The 14,579-nt window shown below is 65.0% G+C and carries 17 protein-coding genes; 8 read left to right on the forward strand and 9 right to left on the reverse strand.

Annotation, left to right across the window (positions count from 1 at the left end; genetic code table 11):
• Positions 1-42: 42 nt before the first annotated feature.
• From KHY18_RS15985 to pth, 3 genes are all read left to right on the forward strand, one after another.
• Complete coding sequence (locus tag KHY18_RS15985) at positions 43-1,002, forward strand: ribose-phosphate pyrophosphokinase (RefSeq protein ID WP_213301850.1); 960 nt, start codon at positions 43-45, stop codon at positions 1,000-1,002.
• Between the two features lie 159 nt (positions 1,003-1,161).
• On the forward strand, positions 1,162-1,791 hold the full coding sequence (locus KHY18_RS15990; protein ID WP_213301853.1) for a 50S ribosomal protein L25/general stress protein Ctc: 630 nt from the start codon (positions 1,162-1,164) through the stop codon (positions 1,789-1,791).
• 132 nt (positions 1,792-1,923) lie between these two features.
• Positions 1,924-2,535, forward strand: coding sequence for an aminoacyl-tRNA hydrolase (pth, locus tag KHY18_RS15995; protein ID WP_213301855.1), 612 nt, complete (start codon positions 1,924-1,926; stop codon positions 2,533-2,535).
• Positions 2,536-2,679: 144 nt separating this feature from the next.
• Here the strand turns inward: pth and KHY18_RS16000 are convergent, their stop codons facing one another.
• Positions 2,680-2,943 (reverse strand): YfhL family 4Fe-4S dicluster ferredoxin, encoded by a 264-nt coding sequence (locus KHY18_RS16000; RefSeq protein WP_213301858.1) that lies wholly within the window; start codon positions 2,941-2,943, stop codon positions 2,680-2,682.
• A gap of 197 nt (positions 2,944-3,140) precedes the next feature.
• Here KHY18_RS16000 and KHY18_RS16005 point away from each other — a divergent pair, with 197 nt between their 5' ends.
• From KHY18_RS16005 to KHY18_RS16025, 5 genes are all read left to right on the forward strand, one after another.
• The gene (locus tag KHY18_RS16005) at positions 3,141-4,103 is read left to right on the forward strand and encodes an ABC transporter permease (RefSeq protein WP_213301861.1); all 963 of its coding nucleotides are present in this window, start codon (positions 3,141-3,143) and stop codon (positions 4,101-4,103) included.
• Positions 4,100-4,948 carry an ABC transporter permease gene (locus KHY18_RS16010; protein ID WP_213301864.1) on the forward strand — a complete coding sequence of 283 codons (849 nt, stop codon included), beginning with the start codon at positions 4,100-4,102 and terminating at the stop codon, positions 4,946-4,948. Before KHY18_RS16005 ends, KHY18_RS16010 begins: the two co-directional genes overlap by 4 nt.
• Before the next feature lie 18 nt (positions 4,949-4,966).
• Complete coding sequence (locus KHY18_RS16015) at positions 4,967-5,956, forward strand: ABC transporter ATP-binding protein (RefSeq protein ID WP_213301867.1); 990 nt, start codon at positions 4,967-4,969, stop codon at positions 5,954-5,956.
• On the forward strand, positions 5,956-6,810 hold the full coding sequence (locus KHY18_RS16020; protein ID WP_502769048.1) for an ATP-binding cassette domain-containing protein: 855 nt from the start codon (positions 5,956-5,958) through the stop codon (positions 6,808-6,810). Before KHY18_RS16015 ends, KHY18_RS16020 begins: the two co-directional genes overlap by 1 nt.
• A 70-nt stretch (positions 6,811-6,880) precedes the next feature.
• Positions 6,881-8,371, forward strand: a complete 1,491-nt coding sequence (locus KHY18_RS16025; protein WP_213301873.1) for an ABC transporter substrate-binding protein — start codon at positions 6,881-6,883, stop codon at positions 8,369-8,371.
• A gap of 6 nt (positions 8,372-8,377) precedes the next feature.
• Here KHY18_RS16025 and KHY18_RS16030 read toward each other — a convergent pair whose 3' ends face one another.
• The 8 genes from KHY18_RS16030 to KHY18_RS16065 form a co-directional block, all read right to left on the reverse strand.
• Positions 8,378-9,022 carry a LysE family translocator gene (locus tag KHY18_RS16030; RefSeq protein WP_213301876.1) on the reverse strand — a complete coding sequence of 215 codons (645 nt, stop codon included), beginning with the start codon at positions 9,020-9,022 and terminating at the stop codon, positions 8,378-8,380.
• Positions 9,023-9,201: 179 nt separating this feature from the next.
• The gene (locus tag KHY18_RS16035; RefSeq protein ID WP_213301879.1) at positions 9,202-9,624 is read right to left on the reverse strand and encodes a BLUF domain-containing protein; all 423 of its coding nucleotides are present in this window, start codon (positions 9,622-9,624) and stop codon (positions 9,202-9,204) included.
• Positions 9,625-9,627: 3 nt separating this feature from the next.
• A complete protein-coding gene (gene folE, locus KHY18_RS16040) occupies positions 9,628-10,356 on the reverse strand; it encodes a GTP cyclohydrolase I (protein ID WP_249729166.1) in 729 nt (242 codons plus the stop codon).
• A gap of 90 nt (positions 10,357-10,446) precedes the next feature.
• Positions 10,447-11,202: an endonuclease/exonuclease/phosphatase family protein gene (locus KHY18_RS16045; RefSeq protein WP_213301881.1), complete on the reverse strand. Its 756-nt coding sequence runs from the start codon at positions 11,200-11,202 to the stop codon at positions 10,447-10,449.
• Positions 11,186-11,671, reverse strand: a complete 486-nt coding sequence (gene nudB, locus KHY18_RS16050; RefSeq protein WP_213301884.1) for a dihydroneopterin triphosphate diphosphatase — start codon at positions 11,669-11,671, stop codon at positions 11,186-11,188. The genes KHY18_RS16045 and nudB overlap by 17 nt, the downstream gene beginning before the upstream one ends.
• A 95-nt stretch (positions 11,672-11,766) precedes the next feature.
• Positions 11,767-13,566 carry an aspartate--tRNA ligase gene (gene aspS, locus KHY18_RS16055; protein ID WP_213301887.1) on the reverse strand — a complete coding sequence of 600 codons (1,800 nt, stop codon included), beginning with the start codon at positions 13,564-13,566 and terminating at the stop codon, positions 11,767-11,769.
• 41 nt (positions 13,567-13,607) lie between these two features.
• Positions 13,608-14,228: a DUF502 domain-containing protein gene (locus tag KHY18_RS16060; RefSeq protein ID WP_213301890.1), complete on the reverse strand. Its 621-nt coding sequence runs from the start codon at positions 14,226-14,228 to the stop codon at positions 13,608-13,610.
• A 9-nt stretch (positions 14,229-14,237) separates the two neighbouring features.
• Entirely contained in the window at positions 14,238-14,549 is a 312-nt protein-coding gene (locus KHY18_RS16065) for an FmdB family zinc ribbon protein (protein WP_213301893.1), read from the reverse strand.
• Positions 14,550-14,579 lie beyond the last annotated feature (30 nt).

Below are 14,579 nucleotides of genomic sequence, written 5' to 3' on the forward strand. Positions count from 1 at the left end.
GTCTTATTGCGTACAAGCAAACCCATAAACACTGGGAAGCTCATGCAGACCAATCATTCAGACTTCATGATTTTTACCGGCAATGCCAACCGTGGCATGGCCGAAGAGATTGTCAGCCATCTCGGCACCAAGCTTGGCGCCGCGGAAGTTGGCCGTTTCTCCGATGGTGAAGTCACCGTCGAGATCAAGCAGAACGTTCGCACCCGTGACGTCTTTGTTGTTCAGTCGACCTGCGCGCCGACCAACGACAACCTGATGGAACTGCTGGTGATGGTCGACGCGCTCAAGCGTGCCTCGGCTGAACGCATCTGCGCAGTGATCCCCTATTTCGGTTACGCCCGCCAGGACCGTCGCCCGCGTTCGTCGCGCGTGCCCATCACGGCCAAGGTCGTTGCCAACATGCTCCAGGCCGTCGGCGTGGAACGCGTGTTGACGATGGACTTGCACGCTGACCAGATCCAGGGCTTCTTCGACATTCCCGTCGACAACATCTACGCGTCGCCAGTTCTGCTGGGCGATCTGCGCCAGAAGAACTACGAAGACCTGATCGTGGTGTCGCCCGACGTCGGTGGCGTGGTGCGCGCCCGCGCCCTGGCCAAGCAGCTGGGCTGCGACCTGGCGATCATCGACAAGCGCCGCCCGAAGGCAAATGTCTCCGAAGTCATGCACGTGATCGGCGACATCGACGGCCGCAACTGCGTGATCATGGATGACATGATCGACACCGCCGGCACGCTGGTCAAGGCTGCCGAAGTGCTCAAGCAGCGCGGCGCCAAGAAGGTCTACGCTTACTGCACCCACCCGATTTTCTCGGGCCCGGCCATCGAGCGCATCGCCAGTGGCGAGGCCCTCGACGAAGTCGTGGTGACCAATACCATTCCCCTGAGCGCCGAAGCCCAGGGTTGCAGCAAGATTCGCCAAGTCTCCGTGGCACCGCTGATCGCCGAAACGATCAAGCGCATTTCCACGGGTGATTCGGTACTCAGCTTGTTCTCGGAATAAGACCTCGCTTGCGAGATCTCCAGCCTCCGGGCTGGCGTAAACCTCCCTCGGGAGGTTTTGTGTGTTTCAGAGCATCTCAAGGACAGTCGGGCATGTGCCGGTCTGTCTTTTTATCAAACGAGTCTGACTGGTCGCGGTCGACTCACACAGGAGTTAATTATGAACATTGTCGCTACAGAGCGCGCTAAGCAAGGTACGGGTGCGAGCCGCCGTCTGCGTAATTCGGGCAAGACCCCTGGCATCGTGTTTGGCGGTTCCGCCGAGCCTTTGGCCATCGAACTGGACCACAATGACCTGTGGCACGCCCTGAAGAAGGAAGTGTTCCACTCGAGCGTTCTCGAAATGGACATCGCCGGTCAAGTCAGCAAGGTTGTGCTGCGTGACGTGCAATTCCACCCCTTCAAGCAACTCGTGCTGCACGTTGACTTCCAACGCGTTGACGCCAGCACCAAGCTGCACCTGAACGTGCCCCTGCACTTCGAAGGCGCCGACAAGTCGCCCGCAGTGGCCCAGGACAAGTGCATCGTGACGCCTCTGGTCACCGCCCTGCCCGTGGTCTGCGTTCCTTCGGACCTGCCCGAGTTCATCACCGTCGACCTGAGCGCCCTGCAAAAGGGTTCGTCGTTCACGCTGAAGCAAGTCAAGCTGCCCAAGGGCGTGGTTGCTCACGTGCGCGGCACGCAAAACAACCCTGCGATCGTTTCCATCGTGCCTCCCGCCGATGAAATCGCCGCTCCCGTCGAAGGCGCTGCAGCTCCCGCTGCTCCCGCCAAGAAGGGCAAGAAGTAATCACTTCTTGAGTGCAGCGTACGGGTCGCAAGACCCGGGCGCTGCCCCAAAGCCAACGGCCCACCGCTTCATGCGCGTGGGCCGTTCGCTTTGGGCAGACCCATGTTTGCGGTCCATGGAGATAATTCACACATGATCAAACTGTTTGTCGGCCTGGGCAATCCCGGCCCCGAGTATGCGGAAACACGCCACAACGCCGGTTTCTGGTGGATTGACGAACTGGCGCGCGAACTCAAGGTCACGCTGCAGCCCGAGCGCAGCTATTTCGGCCTGGCCGCGCGCGCCACGGTCGACGGCAACAACGTCTGGCTGCTGCAGCCGCAGACGTTCATGAACCTCTCGGGCAAGTCGGTGGGCGCGCTGGCGCGCTTCTTCAAGATCCTGCCCGAGGAAATCCTCGTCGTGCACGACGAACTCGACATTCTCCCGGGCCAGGCCAAGCTCAAGCGCGGCGGCAGCCACGCGGGCCACAACGGCTTGCGCGACATCCACGCGCAACTCGGCACGGGCGACTACTGGCGGCTGCGCATCGGTATCGGCCACCCCGGCGACCGCGCCGAAGTCGCCAACTGGGTGCTGAAGAAACCCGCGCCCGACCAGCGCACGCTGATCGAAGACAGCATCAATCACTCGCTCAAGTCGTGGCGCCTGCTGCAGGCCGGCGACATGGAGAAGGCGACGCTGCAGATCCACACCACCAAACCGCCCAGGCCCAAGCCCCCCAAACCGGTGGTCGAGGGTTGAGAGACCGGCTTTTACCGTACCAGCATCGCCTGCAGCGCTTGCAACGGGCACGCCCCAGATATGGGGCAGCGAGCAAGGGCCGCCCCGCAGCGAGGCTGCCGTCCCCCTCCACCGAAGGTTGAGAGGGGGAAGCCGCGTAGCGGCTCAGGGGGTGTTCAATTTCTCAGCCTCCAGCCGCGTGAACTTCTCGAACAGCGTCTCCCGGCTCTCCACATGACCGGGATGCACGGGAATGCAGGCCACGGGGCAGATCTGCACGCACTGCGGCTCGTCGAAATGGCCCACGCATTCGGTGCACTTGGACGGCGTGATCTCGTAGATCAGCTCGCCCATGTAGATCGCGTCGTTCGGGCACTCGGGTTCGCAGACGTCGCAGTTGATGCACTCGTCGGTGATCATCAAGGCCATGTCGGCACCCCGCGCGCGCGCAGCCGCGCCTGGCAACACAATGGAGAAGACGGCACAGGTTTCATATAGCCGCAATTATCCCGCCCAGATCAATAGTCCCGCAGCGACAGCGGACATGCCCATGCCGCACGGCCTGTCCCGACCGCCTGGCATCGATTTTTGCCGCTATGCTCTGCCCTGCCCGCTGAACCGTCCCCATGAGTGTCTTCCTCCTCAAACGCCTCCTCACGCTGATCGCCACCTTGGTCGCCACGTCGGCCGTGGTGTTCGTGGTGCTGGAGATTCTGCCCGGCAATGCCGCGCAGGTGCTGATGGGACCCGACGCCGCGCCAGAGGCCGTGCAGGCCCTGGCCGAACAGCTGGGGCTGAACCAGCCCGCCTGGCAGCGCTACCTGCAATGGGTGCAAGGCCTGCTGGTGCTCGACCTGGGCGACAGCTACGCCTACGGCAGCCCGGTGCGCGATCTGGTGCTCGAGCGCCTGGCGCTCACCGTGCCGCTGGCCGTGCTGGCGATGCTGATCACCACGGTGCTGGCCCTGGCCGCCGGCGTCTATGCGGCCTCGCGCCACAACCGCTGGGGCGATGTGGGCGTCATGGGCCTGGCGCAGCTGGGCATTGCGATTCCCAACTTCTGGTTCGCCATTCTCTTGATACTGCTGTTTTCGGTGAAGCTGCAGTGGTTCGCGGCCGGCGGCTTCCCGGGCTGGACCGAAGACGCGGGCGGAGGCTTCTGGGCCGCGCTCAAGGCCTTGCTGCTGCCCGCGATCTCGCTGGCGGTGGTGCAGGCCGCCATCCTGGCGCGCATCACGCGCTCGGCCGTGCTCGAAGTGCTGCGCGAAGACTTCGTGCGCACGGCGCGCGCCAAGGGCCTGTCGCAGCGCGCCGTGCTGTGGGGCCATGTGCTGCGCAATGCCATGGTGCCCGTGATCACGGTCATGGGCCTGCAGTTCGCCAACCTGCTCGCCGGCACCATCGTCGTCGAGAACGTCTTTTTCCTGCCCGGCCTGGGCCGGCTGATCTTCCAGTCGATCGCCAACCGCGACCTGATCGTGGTGCGCAACTGCGTGATGCTGCTGGCCGCGATGGTGGTGGTCGTCAATTTCATCGTCGACCTGCTGTACGCGGTCATCGATCCGCGTCTGAAAGCCAGCGACCTATGAGCACGCCCGCCCCCACCGCCTGGCAGCGTGCGCTGCGCCAGCGCAGCTTTGTGTTCGGCGCCGTGCTCACGCTGGCGCTGATTTTCGCCGCCGGCCTGTCGTTGCTCTGGACGCCCTGGTCGCCCTACGAGATGGACTTGCCGTCCAAGCTGCAGCCGCCCGGCGCCGCGCACTGGCTGGGCACCGACGCCTATGGGCGCGACGTCGCCTCGCTGCTGCTCGTGGGCGCGCGCAATTCGATTCTCGTCGGCGTGATCGCCGTGGGCATAGGCCTGGGCCTGGGCACGGCGCTGGGCCTGCTGGCCGCGGCGCGCCGCGGCTGGGTCGAGGAAGCCATCATGCGGCTGGCCGATTTCACGTTCGCATTTCCCGCGATCCTGTCGGCGATCATGCTCACGGCCGTGTTCGGCGCGGGCATCGTCAACTCCATCATCGCCATCGGCATCTTCAATATCCCGACGTTCGCGCGCGTCACGCGCGCTTCGGCCAACGCCGTCTGGTCGCGCGAATACGTGCTCGCGGCGCGCGCCTGCGGCAAGAACCGCTGGGCGATCACGCGCGAGCATGTGCTGCCCAATATCCTGCCGATGCTGATCGTCCAGGCCACCATACAGTTCGCGATCGCCATCCTGGCCGAGGCCGCGCTGTCGTACCTGGGCCTGGGCACGCAGCCGCCCCAGCCCTCGTGGGGGCGCATGCTCAGCGAAGCGCAGACATTGATGTTCGAGGCACCGCTGCTCGCGATCTGGCCCGGCCTGGCGATAGCGCTGGCGGTGCTGGGGCTGAACCTGCTGGGCGACGGCCTGCGCGATCTTCTTGACCCGCGGCTGGCGCGCACGCGCTGAACCCTGTACCTTGGCACCATGGCATTGCTTGAAGTCTCCCGCCTGCAGCTCACGCTGTCCACGCCGCGCGGTCCGGTCACGGCCGTGCGCGACATGGACTTCGCGCTCGAACGCGGCACCACGCTGGGCATCATCGGCGAATCGGGCAGCGGCAAGTCGCTCACGGCGATGGCGCTGATGGGCCTGCTGCCCGAGCGCGCCCAGCTCTCGGGCAGCATTCGTTTCGAGGGCCGGGAACTGATTGGCATGCCCGAATCGGAACGCGGCGCGCTGCGCGGCAACCGCATGGCCATGGTGTTCCAGGAGCCCATGACCGCGCTCAATCCGCTGCACAGCATAGGCCGGCAGGTCGCCGAGCCGCTGCGCCGCCACCGCGGCCTCGCGGCCAGCGAAGCCCGGCGCCAGGCCGTGGCCCTGCTCGACCGCGTGGGCATCGCCGACGCCGCGCGGCGTTTCGACGCCTATCCGCATGCGTTCTCGGGCGGCCAGCGCCAGCGCATCACCATCGCCATGGCGCTGGCCTGCGAGCCCGATCTGCTGATCGCCGACGAGCCCACGACCGCGCTCGACGTGACCATACAGCAGCAGATCCTCGATCTGATCAGCGACCTGGTCGACGAGCGCCAGATGGCGCTGATCCTGATTTCGCACGACCTGGGCGTGGTGTCGCAGAACGTCGACCAGTTGCTGGTGATGTATGGCGGCAGCGTCGTCGAAAGCGGCCCGACCGAAGCGATTTTCAACCACATGGGCCATCCCTATACCCGCGGTCTGCTGGCCGCGCGCCCGCAGATGACAGGCACGCGCCGCCGCCTGTCGACGATTGCCGGCAGCGTGCCCGAACTCGCCGAGATGCCGGCCGGCTGCCCGTTCGCGGGCCGCTGCCCGCATACCATCGAGCTGTGCACGCGGCAGCGGCCCGCGCCCACGCGCGTGGAGAACGCCGAGAACCACTGGACGCGCTGCCTGCGGCCCGAGGTGGTGCATGCCGCGAGCGCCCTGCCATGATGTCCCCAGTCACGCCACCCGTTCCTCCGCTGCTCGAAGTCACCGATCTGGCGCGCAGCTACCGCCTGCCGCGCGAGAAGCTGTTCAGCGCGCCGCCGCGCATCGAGGCGCTGCGCGGCGTGAGCCTGCGCATGGAAAACGGCCGCAGCCTGGGCGTGGTCGGCGAATCGGGCTCGGGCAAATCGACGCTGGCCCGGCTGGTGATGGCGCTGGACCAGCCCGATGCGGGCCAGGTGAAGGTGCTGGGCCAGGACCTGCACCGGCTCGCGCCCCAGGCGCTGCGCGCTGCGCGCCGTGATTTCCAGATGGTGTTTCAGGACCCCTATGGATCGCTGGACCCGCGCCAGCGCGTGGCGCGCATCGTCACCGAGCCGTTGCAGGCACTGCGCCTGGGCAGCCGCGCCGAGCAGCGCGAGCAGGCCGCGCAGGCGCTGGCCGAAGTCGGCCTGCGCGCCAGCGATCTCGACAAATACCCGCACGAGTTCTCGGGCGGCCAGCGCCAGCGCATCGCGATCGCGCGCGCGCTGATCACGCGCCCGCGGCTGATCGTCGCCGACGAGCCCGTGAGCGCGCTCGACGTGTCGGTCCAGGCCCAGGTGCTCAATCTCATGCAGGACCTGCAGCAGCAACACGGCCTGGGCTATCTGCTGATCAGCCATGACCTGGCCGTGGTGCAGCAGCTGTGCGACGAGGTGGTGGTGCTCTACCAGGGGCAGATCGTCGAGCGCGGCGCGCCCGCCCAGCTGTTCAGCGACGCCCAGCATCCCTATACCCGCGCGCTGGTCGCGGCCGTGCCGCGCATCGCGCCGGGACGCGCGCGCGCACGCCGGCGCGAGCGCGCCGCAATGGTGTAAAAAGGGGGATGCACCGCCGGCCCGCTCGGGCTGCGCATGCCCCCGAACATTTCGCCCGGAGACTTCCCCCATGTTGAATCGCCGCAGTGTATTGGCCGCCAGCACGCTGGCCAGCACGACCTTGCTCGCACCCTGGAGCGCCATGGCCCAGGAAAAGAAGAACAGCGTGGTGTTCGCGCTCACGCTGGAGCCGCCAGGGCTGGACCCCACGGCCGGCGCGGCCTCGTCGATCGCCGAGATCGTGCACTACAACATCTTCGAGACGCTGACCAAGATCAATTCCGACGGCAGCGTCTCGCCGCTGCTGGCCGAAAGCTGGGAAGTCGGCACCGACCTCAAGACCTTCACGTTCAAGCTGCGCAAGGACGTCAAGTTCCAGAACGGCGTGCCGTTCAATGCCGATGCGGTGAAGTTCTCGTTCGAACGCGCCGCGGGTGAGAAGAGCACCAACAAGGACAAGCGCACCTTTGCGAGCATGCGCACGCAGATCGTCGATGCGCATACCGTGGTTATCACCAACGAAGACATCGATCCCGATTTCCTGTTCGTGCTGGGCCAGGCCACGTCCATCATCGTCGAGCCCAAGAGCGCGGCGACCAATGCCACCCAGCCCGTGGGCACCGGGCCTTATCAGATCGGCCGCTGGAGCAAGGGCGCGTCCGTCACGCTGCAGGCCTGGAAAGACTACCGCGCGGCCAAGGACATCGCCATCCAGCGCGCCACGTTCCGCTTCATTCCCGACCCCGCGGCCCAGGTCGCGGCGCTGATGGCTGGCGATGTCGACTGCTTTCCTCGCGTGTCGCCGCGCAGCGTCGCGCAGTTCAAGGCCAACGCACGCTTCCAGGTGCTGGTCAGCGGCTCGCGTGCCAAGACCATCATGGCCATCAACAACGCGCGCAAGCCCTTGAACGATGTGCGCGTGCGCCGCGCCATCGCCGCGGCCATAGACCGCAAGGCCGTGATCGACGGCGCGGCCGAAGGCTATGGCGTGCCCATAGGCAGCTATTACGTGCCCACGGCCTTCGGCTATGTCGACACCACGGGCGTCAACCCCTACGACCTCGACAAGGCCAAGGCCCTGCTCGCCGAAGCCGGCGTCAAACTGCCGCTGACGCTGACCATGACGCTGCCGCCCGCGCCCTATGCACGCCAGGGCGGCGAAGTGATCGCGGCCCAGCTCGCCAAGATAGGCATAGAAGTCAAGCTGCAGAACGTCGAATGGGCGCAGTGGCTCAGCGGCACCTACGGCAACAAGAACTACGACCTGACGATCATTTCGCATGTCGAGCCGTTCGATCTGGGCAACTTCGCCAAGCCCGATTACTACTGGGGCTACCAGTCGCCGCAATTCAACGCGCTGTTCGATCAGATCAAGCGCGCCCCCCGCCCCGCCGACCGCGCGCGCCTGCTGGGCGAAGCCCAGCGCCTGATCGCGCAAGACTCGGTGCACGCCTTTCTCTACCAGCCCCAGTGGGTCACGGTGGCCAAGAAAGGCTTGCGCGGCCTGTGGAAAGACATGCCGGTGTTCGTCAACGACCTGTCCGCCCTGTCCTGGGCATGAGGCCGCTCAGCGCTGCAGCGAAGCCAGGCGCAGGGCCAGGCCGACAAAGACCAGCGCGGTCACGCGATTGAGCCAGCGCTGGCCGTTGGCCGATTTCTGCAGCAGGCGGCCGAACGCGCCCGAAAAGCAGGCCATGGCGCCAAACACCAGGAACGCGGCCAGCATGAACACGCCGCCCAGCACCATGATCTGCGGCGCCAGGCTGCCGCGCGCAGGGTCGGCGAACTGCGGCAGGAACGCCAGGAAGAACATCAGCACCTTGGGGTTGGTCAGGCTCATGAGCATGCCGCGCGCGCTCATGCGGCGCAGCGCGCGGGCATCCAGCGGCGCTTCGGCAGCGCGCGTCGCGGCATCGGCCTGCGTCACCGGCGCACGCCAGGCCTGCCAGGCCAGATAAGTGAGATAGGCCGCGCCGCAGTACTTGAGCACGGTGAACGCCATGGGCGACGACGCAAACACCGCGGCCAGCCCCAGGGCCACGGCCGCCGTATGCACCACCAGCCCGGCGCAAAGCCCCAGCACCACGGCCATGCCGGCGCGCGCGCCATGGCGTATCGACTGCAGCAGCACAAACACATTGTCCGGGCCGGGGCTGAAAGCCAGCAGCACGGCAACGCCAAAGAACGCGATCAGGGTTTCGGGAGTGGGCATGGAAAGGCTTTCAGGCGCTTCTGGATGCCTTTGCACCCTTCGACGGGTGCCGCCGAGATAAGCTCAGAGAGAACGGTACAAAGAGAGCGCAGCGTTCATCACCCGTTCGTCCTGAGCTTGTCGAAGGATGAACGGCCTGCCCTCAAGCCAAGAAGCAAGGATGCAAGGATGCAAGGAGATCAAGCCCTGCCCATGATGGAAGCCGTCGCCATCAATTCCTCCAGCAACGCCAGCGACATCTTCCCCGACACCGCATAAGGGTCGAGTTCAATGGTCTCGGAGTACTTGAGCACGATCGCATGGTTGATGCGCGACAGATTGACCTGGCCCATGGTCCAGCCGCCAAAGCGGCGCTCGCCGATTTCCTCGTAGTGCAGCAGCTCCACATCCTGGTGGCGCGGATCGCGCTGGATATGGCCGAACAGCGCGCTGACCTGCGAGCGCCCGCCTTCAATGGCCTGCAGGAACACCCCGCCGCCATAGCACAGCACGCCGGTGATGCCCGATGCCGGATTGTGCTCGCGCGCCTGGGTCAGGATGGCTTCGATCGCAGCGGCAGACGCATCTGCGGCTCGGCTTGCATAGATCAGGCGCACCAGCATGTATCAGTTCCTTCCGGGAATCAGCGACAGAAATTCGCGACGCAGGTTCGAGTCCTTGAGGAACACGCCGCGCATCACCGAGTTGAGCATCTTGGAGTCCATCTCGCGCACGCCGCGCCAAGACATGCAGAAGTGCGAAGCTTCCATGACGATGGCCAGGCCGTCGGGCTGGGTCTTTTCCATGATCAGATCGGCCAGCTGCACCACGGCTTCTTCCTGGATCTGGGGGCGTCCCATGACCCAGTCGACCAGGCGCGCGTACTTCGACAGGCCGATGACATTGGTGTGTTCGTTGGGCAGCACGCCGATCCAGATCTTGCCGATGACCGGGCAGAAATGGTGGCTGCAGGCGCTGCGCACCGTGATCGGGCCGACGATCATCAATTCGTTGAGGTGCTCGGCGTTGGGGAACTCGGTGATCGCCGGGGCCTGCGTGTAGCGGCCCTTGAACACTTCGTTGACATACATCTTGGCCACGCGCCGCGCCGTGGTGCGGGTGTTATGGTCCTTGGCGGTGTCGATGACCAGGCTGTCGAGCACGCCCTGCATCTTGGATTCGACTTCGTCGAGCAGTTTCTCGAGTTCGCCGGGTTCTATGAATTCCGCGATGTTGTCGTTGGCGTTGTAGCGCTTGCGGGCCGCAGCAAGCCGCTCACGGATTTTCACGGAAACGGGCGTCCCTTCGTCGGGGCTGGCGGTATTCATGTCGGCGGCAGCGAGTTCTCTGAGCATGCGGGCATCCTACCAGCGATTGCACGATTTGATGTCGCAAAGGACTTCCCCGGATTTCGCTGCAAACCCCGGGGATCGCTGCGCATGGTTTCAGAGCTTGAACTCGGCGATCAGCGGCAAGTGATCGGACATGCGCCACCAGATCTTGCCCTTGGGCACATGCAGGCCGCAGGGCGTGAGGCCGCGCACATAGACATGGTCGAGCTGGGCCAGCGGCAGGCGTGAGGGGTAGGTCATCATGCCTTCGGCGTCGTCGAACTCGTGCAGTCCGAAGCCCGCGAGCATGCGCTTGATCTGGCCGCCCCAGTCATTGAAGTCGCCGGCCACGACCAGCGGCGCGCCCGGCGGCACTTCACGCTCGATGAAGCGCTGCAGCTGCGCGATCTGGCGCATGCGGCTGCCGCGAATCAGGCCCAGATGCACGACGATCGCATGCACGCTGCGCCCCTGGATGTCGATCTCGACATGCAGCAGGCCGCGCTGCTCGAAACGGTGATCGGAGATGTCTTCGTGCTTGTGCCCCAGCACCGGCCAGCGCGTGAGCAGCGCGTTGCCGTGCTCGCCGTCGCGCGTATAGGCATTGGTGCGGTAGATCGACTCATAGCCTTCGGGTGCCAGATATTCCGCTTGCGACACTTCGGGCCAGCGGTCGAAGTACAACGCTTCGCGCCGGTTCATCTTGCGCACTTCCTGCAGGCACACGATATCGGCATCGAGCTGCTCCACCGCCAGTCCCAGGTTGTGGATCTCGAGCCGGCGCGCCGGGCCCAGGCCCTGGACGCCCTTGTGGATGTTGTAGGTCGCGACACGCAGGATGCCGGAGTCGGAATTATGGGCAGCAGTCATGTACAGCGGTTGGAACAGAAAGAGAGGAAGCGAAGCGCGGCAAAAGCAGGATGGCTTCTGCATTCGATGCAGCCGCACAGCGGTCCGCCGCTTCGTGCCAAGCATGCCAAGCAAATGCGGTGTGTTCGCGAGGATTCAAGCCCACGGGGGTGTAGGACGGAACCTCCAGACCGAACACCCGCTCGGTGTTGTGCCAGACACCGGGTGCATAGCGGTGCTGCCATTCGGGGTAGATGGTGTAGACGTTCTCGAGCTGCCAGTCTTGCAGCCGGCAGCCCGGGCCGTGGGCATCGATGCCGGTTTCCTCGCGCACTTCGCGCGCGGCCACGGCCTGCCAGTCTTCGTCCTCGAAGTCCTTGCTGCCGGTGACCGACTGCCAGAACTCCGGCTGGCCCGTGCGCTGCAGCAACAGCACCTGCAGTTGCGCGGTGTGGATCACGACCAGCACCGATTGCGGAATTTTCGCCATGGGCCATTGTGGACCAGGCCGGCGCCCAAGAAAAAACGGCACCCGCCTGACCTTAGGGTCAAGCGGATGCCGCTGTTCAGGAGCGCAGGAAGCGATTACGCCTTGGCTGCATCCAGGTTGCGCAGACGGATGTGCAGTTCGCGCAGTTGCTTTTCGTCGACCGGGCTGGGTGCCTGGGTCAGCAGACACTGGGCGCGCTGGGTCTTGGGGAAGGCGATCACGTCGCGGATCGACTCGGCGCCGGTCATCAGCGTGACGATGCGGTCCAGACCGAAGGCCAGGCCACCGTGCGGCGGCGCGCCGTATTGCAGCGCGTCGAGCAGGAAGCCGAACTTCTGCTGTGCGTCTTCGGGCGTGATCTTGAGTGCGTCGAACACCTTCTTCTGCACTTCGGCGCGGTGGATACGGACCGATCCGCCACCCATTTCCCAGCCGTTGAGCACCATGTCGTAGGCCTTGGCGATGCACTTGCCTGGGTCGGTGACCATCAGGTCTTCATGGCCGTCCTTGGGCGCCGTGAAGGGGTGGTGCACGGCGACCCAGCGGTCGTTTTCCTCGTCGTGTTCGAACATCGGGAAGTCGACCACCCACAGCGGTGCCCAGCGGTCGTCGAACAGGCCGTTGGCCTTGCCGAACTCGCTGTGGCCGACCTTGATGCGCAGCGCGCCGATGGCGTCGTTGACGATCTTTTCCTTGTCGGCACCGAAGAAGATCAGATCGCCGTCCTGGGCGCCCGTGCGCTTGATGATTTCGGCCAGGGCCGCATCGTGCAGGTTCTTGACGACCGGCGACTGCAGGCCTTCGCGGCCCTTGGCGGCGTCATTGACCTTGATCCAGGCCAGGCCCTTGGCGCCGTAGATCTTGACGAACTCGGTGTAGCCGTCGATTTCGCCGCGGCTGATGGCCGCGCCACCGGGCACGCGCAGTGCCACGACACGGCCACCGGGCGTGGTCGCGGGTGTCGAGAACACCTTGAAGTCGACATCGGCCATGACGTCGGTCAGCTCGGTGAATTCGAGCTTGACGCGCAGGTCGGGCTTGTCCGAGCCGTACAGGCGCGCTGCGTCCTGGTAGCTCATGACCGGGAAATCGCCCAGATCCACGCCCAGCGAGGTCTGGAACACGGACTTGATCATGCCCTGGAACATGTCGCGGATTTCCTGCTCATCCATGAACGATGTTTCGATATCGATCTGGGTGAATTCGGGCTGGCGGTCGGCGCGCAGATCTTCGTCGCGGAAGCACTTGGTGATCTGGTAGTAACGGTCGAAGCCGGCAACCATCAGCAGCTGCTTGAACAGCTGGGGCGACTGGGGCAGCGCGAAGAACTGGCCGTCATGCACGCGGCTGGGCACGAGGTAATCGCGCGCGCCTTCGGGCGTGCTCTTGGTGAGCATGGGCGTTTCGATGTCGACGAAGCCGTTGGCGTCGAGGAACTTGCGCACTTCCATGCTGACCTTGTAGCGCAGCATCAGGTTCTTCTGCATGTACGGGCGACGCAGATCCATCACGCGATGGGTCAGGCGCACGGTTTCCGACAGGTTGTCGTCGTCGATCTGGAACGGCGGCGTCACGGAGGCGTTGAGCACGTTCAGTTCGTGGCACAGCACTTCGATCTGGCCGCTCTTGAGCTTGTCGTTGGTCGTGCCCGCGGGACGCGCGCGCACCAGGCCCTTGACCTGCACGCAGAACTCGTTGCGCACGCCTTCGGCGGTGGCGAACATCTCGGCGCGGTCGGGATCGCAGACGACTTGCACATAGCCTTCACGGTCGCGCAGGTCGATAAAAATCACGCCGCCGTGGTCGCGGCGACGGTTCACCCAGCCCGACAGGGTGACGGTTTCGCCCAACAGGGCTTCGGTCACAAGACCGCAATAGTGGGAGCGCATGGCCATGGCTAGTCTTCCTGCGCCCTCTTGGGACGCGACAAGGTTTGTTATTTGGGATCCGCGAGCGTGGTGTCGGGTGGCGTCACCACGCCCATCGAAACGATGTACTTGAGCGCCGCATCGACACTCATGTCGAGTTCTATGCAGTCACTCTTGCGCACGATCACGAAATAGCCCCCAGTGGGGTTCGGGGTCGTGGGAACGAACACGCTCAGGTATTCGTCGCGCAGATAGGCGGCGATTTCGCCGCTGGGCGAGCCCGTGACAAACGCCACGGTCCAGACGCCTTCACGCGGCCACTGCACCAGCACGGCCGTGCGAAAGGCGTTGCCGCTTTCGGAGAACAGCGTGTCGGACACCTGTTTGACGCTGGAATAGATCGAGCGCACCACGGGGATGCGGCTGACCACCGCGTCGCCCCAGGATACCAGCGTGCGGCCGGCGAAATTGCTCGCCGCGGCGCCCACCACCAACAGGATGGCCAGCGTCAGCAGCACGCCGAAGCCGGGAATATGCAGGCCCAGCAGACGATCAGGCTGCCAGGCTTGCGGCAGTATGGTCAGCGTCTGGTCGAGCATGCCCACGATCCAGTTCAGCACCCAGACGGTGATGACGCCGGGAACGATGACCAACAAGCCGGTGAACAGCCATTTGCGCAAAGCAGACATGTGCGGGACTCAGTCGGCCGCGCCGGCGCTGGCGGTCGCAGCTGCGGGGGCAGGCGCCGCAGCGGCGGGCGCGGCAGCGGGAGCAGCGGCATCGGCCGCAGGCGCAGCAGCGGGAGCCGCGGCCGCGGGCTTGCTGCCGCCGTTCTTGAAATCGGTGGCGTACCAGCCCGTGCCCTTGAGCTGGAAGCCCGGGGCCGTGAGCTGCTTAGAAAACGCCTGGGCATTGCAGGCCGGGCACTCCGTCAGCGGAGCATCGGACATTTTCTGCAACACATCCTTGGCGTGACCACAGGAACCACACTTGTAGGCGTAAATGGGCATAGCGCTTTGAATCGAGGGAAAGTGCAAAAC

This window comes from Acidovorax sp. CCYZU-2555, from assembly GCF_018413525.1.
Lineage (GTDB): Bacteria > Pseudomonadota > Gammaproteobacteria > Burkholderiales > Burkholderiaceae_C > Comamonas.

Excerpts from the sequence above, each read along its gene's own strand:
- KHY18_RS16030 (WP_213301876.1), bottom strand. The coding sequence starts at position 9,022 with ATGCCCACTCCCGAAACCCTGATCGCGTTCTTTGGCGTTGCCGTGCTG.
- KHY18_RS16045 (WP_213301881.1), bottom strand. The coding sequence starts at position 11,202 with ATGACTGCTGCCCATAATTCCGACTCCGGCATCCTGCGTGTCGCGACC.
- pth (WP_213301855.1), top strand. The coding sequence starts at position 1,924 with ATGATCAAACTGTTTGTCGGCCTGGGCAATCCCGGCCCCGAGTATGCG.
- KHY18_RS15990 (WP_213301853.1), top strand. The coding sequence starts at position 1,162 with ATGAACATTGTCGCTACAGAGCGCGCTAAGCAAGGTACGGGTGCGAGC.
- KHY18_RS16005 (WP_213301861.1), top strand. The coding sequence starts at position 3,141 with ATGAGTGTCTTCCTCCTCAAACGCCTCCTCACGCTGATCGCCACCTTG.
- nudB (WP_213301884.1), bottom strand. The coding sequence starts at position 11,671 with ATGGCGAAAATTCCGCAATCGGTGCTGGTCGTGATCCACACCGCGCAA.
- KHY18_RS16000 (WP_213301858.1), bottom strand. The coding sequence starts at position 2,943 with ATGGCCTTGATGATCACCGACGAGTGCATCAACTGCGACGTCTGCGAA.
- KHY18_RS15985 (WP_213301850.1), top strand. The coding sequence starts at position 43 with ATGCAGACCAATCATTCAGACTTCATGATTTTTACCGGCAATGCCAAC.
- aspS (WP_213301887.1), bottom strand. The coding sequence starts at position 13,566 with ATGGCCATGCGCTCCCACTATTGCGGTCTTGTGACCGAAGCCCTGTTG.
- KHY18_RS16015 (WP_213301867.1), top strand. The coding sequence starts at position 4,967 with ATGGCATTGCTTGAAGTCTCCCGCCTGCAGCTCACGCTGTCCACGCCG.
- KHY18_RS16020 (WP_502769048.1), top strand. The coding sequence starts at position 5,956 with ATGTCCCCAGTCACGCCACCCGTTCCTCCGCTGCTCGAAGTCACCGAT.
- KHY18_RS16060 (WP_213301890.1), bottom strand. The coding sequence starts at position 14,228 with ATGTCTGCTTTGCGCAAATGGCTGTTCACCGGCTTGTTGGTCATCGTT.
- KHY18_RS16010 (WP_213301864.1), top strand. The coding sequence starts at position 4,100 with ATGAGCACGCCCGCCCCCACCGCCTGGCAGCGTGCGCTGCGCCAGCGC.
- KHY18_RS16035 (WP_213301879.1), bottom strand. The coding sequence starts at position 9,624 with ATGCTGGTGCGCCTGATCTATGCAAGCCGAGCCGCAGATGCGTCTGCC.
- folE (WP_249729166.1), bottom strand. The coding sequence starts at position 10,356 with ATGCTCAGAGAACTCGCTGCCGCCGACATGAATACCGCCAGCCCCGAC.
- KHY18_RS16065 (WP_213301893.1), bottom strand. The coding sequence starts at position 14,549 with ATGCCCATTTACGCCTACAAGTGTGGTTCCTGTGGTCACGCCAAGGAT.
- KHY18_RS16025 (WP_213301873.1), top strand. The coding sequence starts at position 6,881 with ATGTTGAATCGCCGCAGTGTATTGGCCGCCAGCACGCTGGCCAGCACG.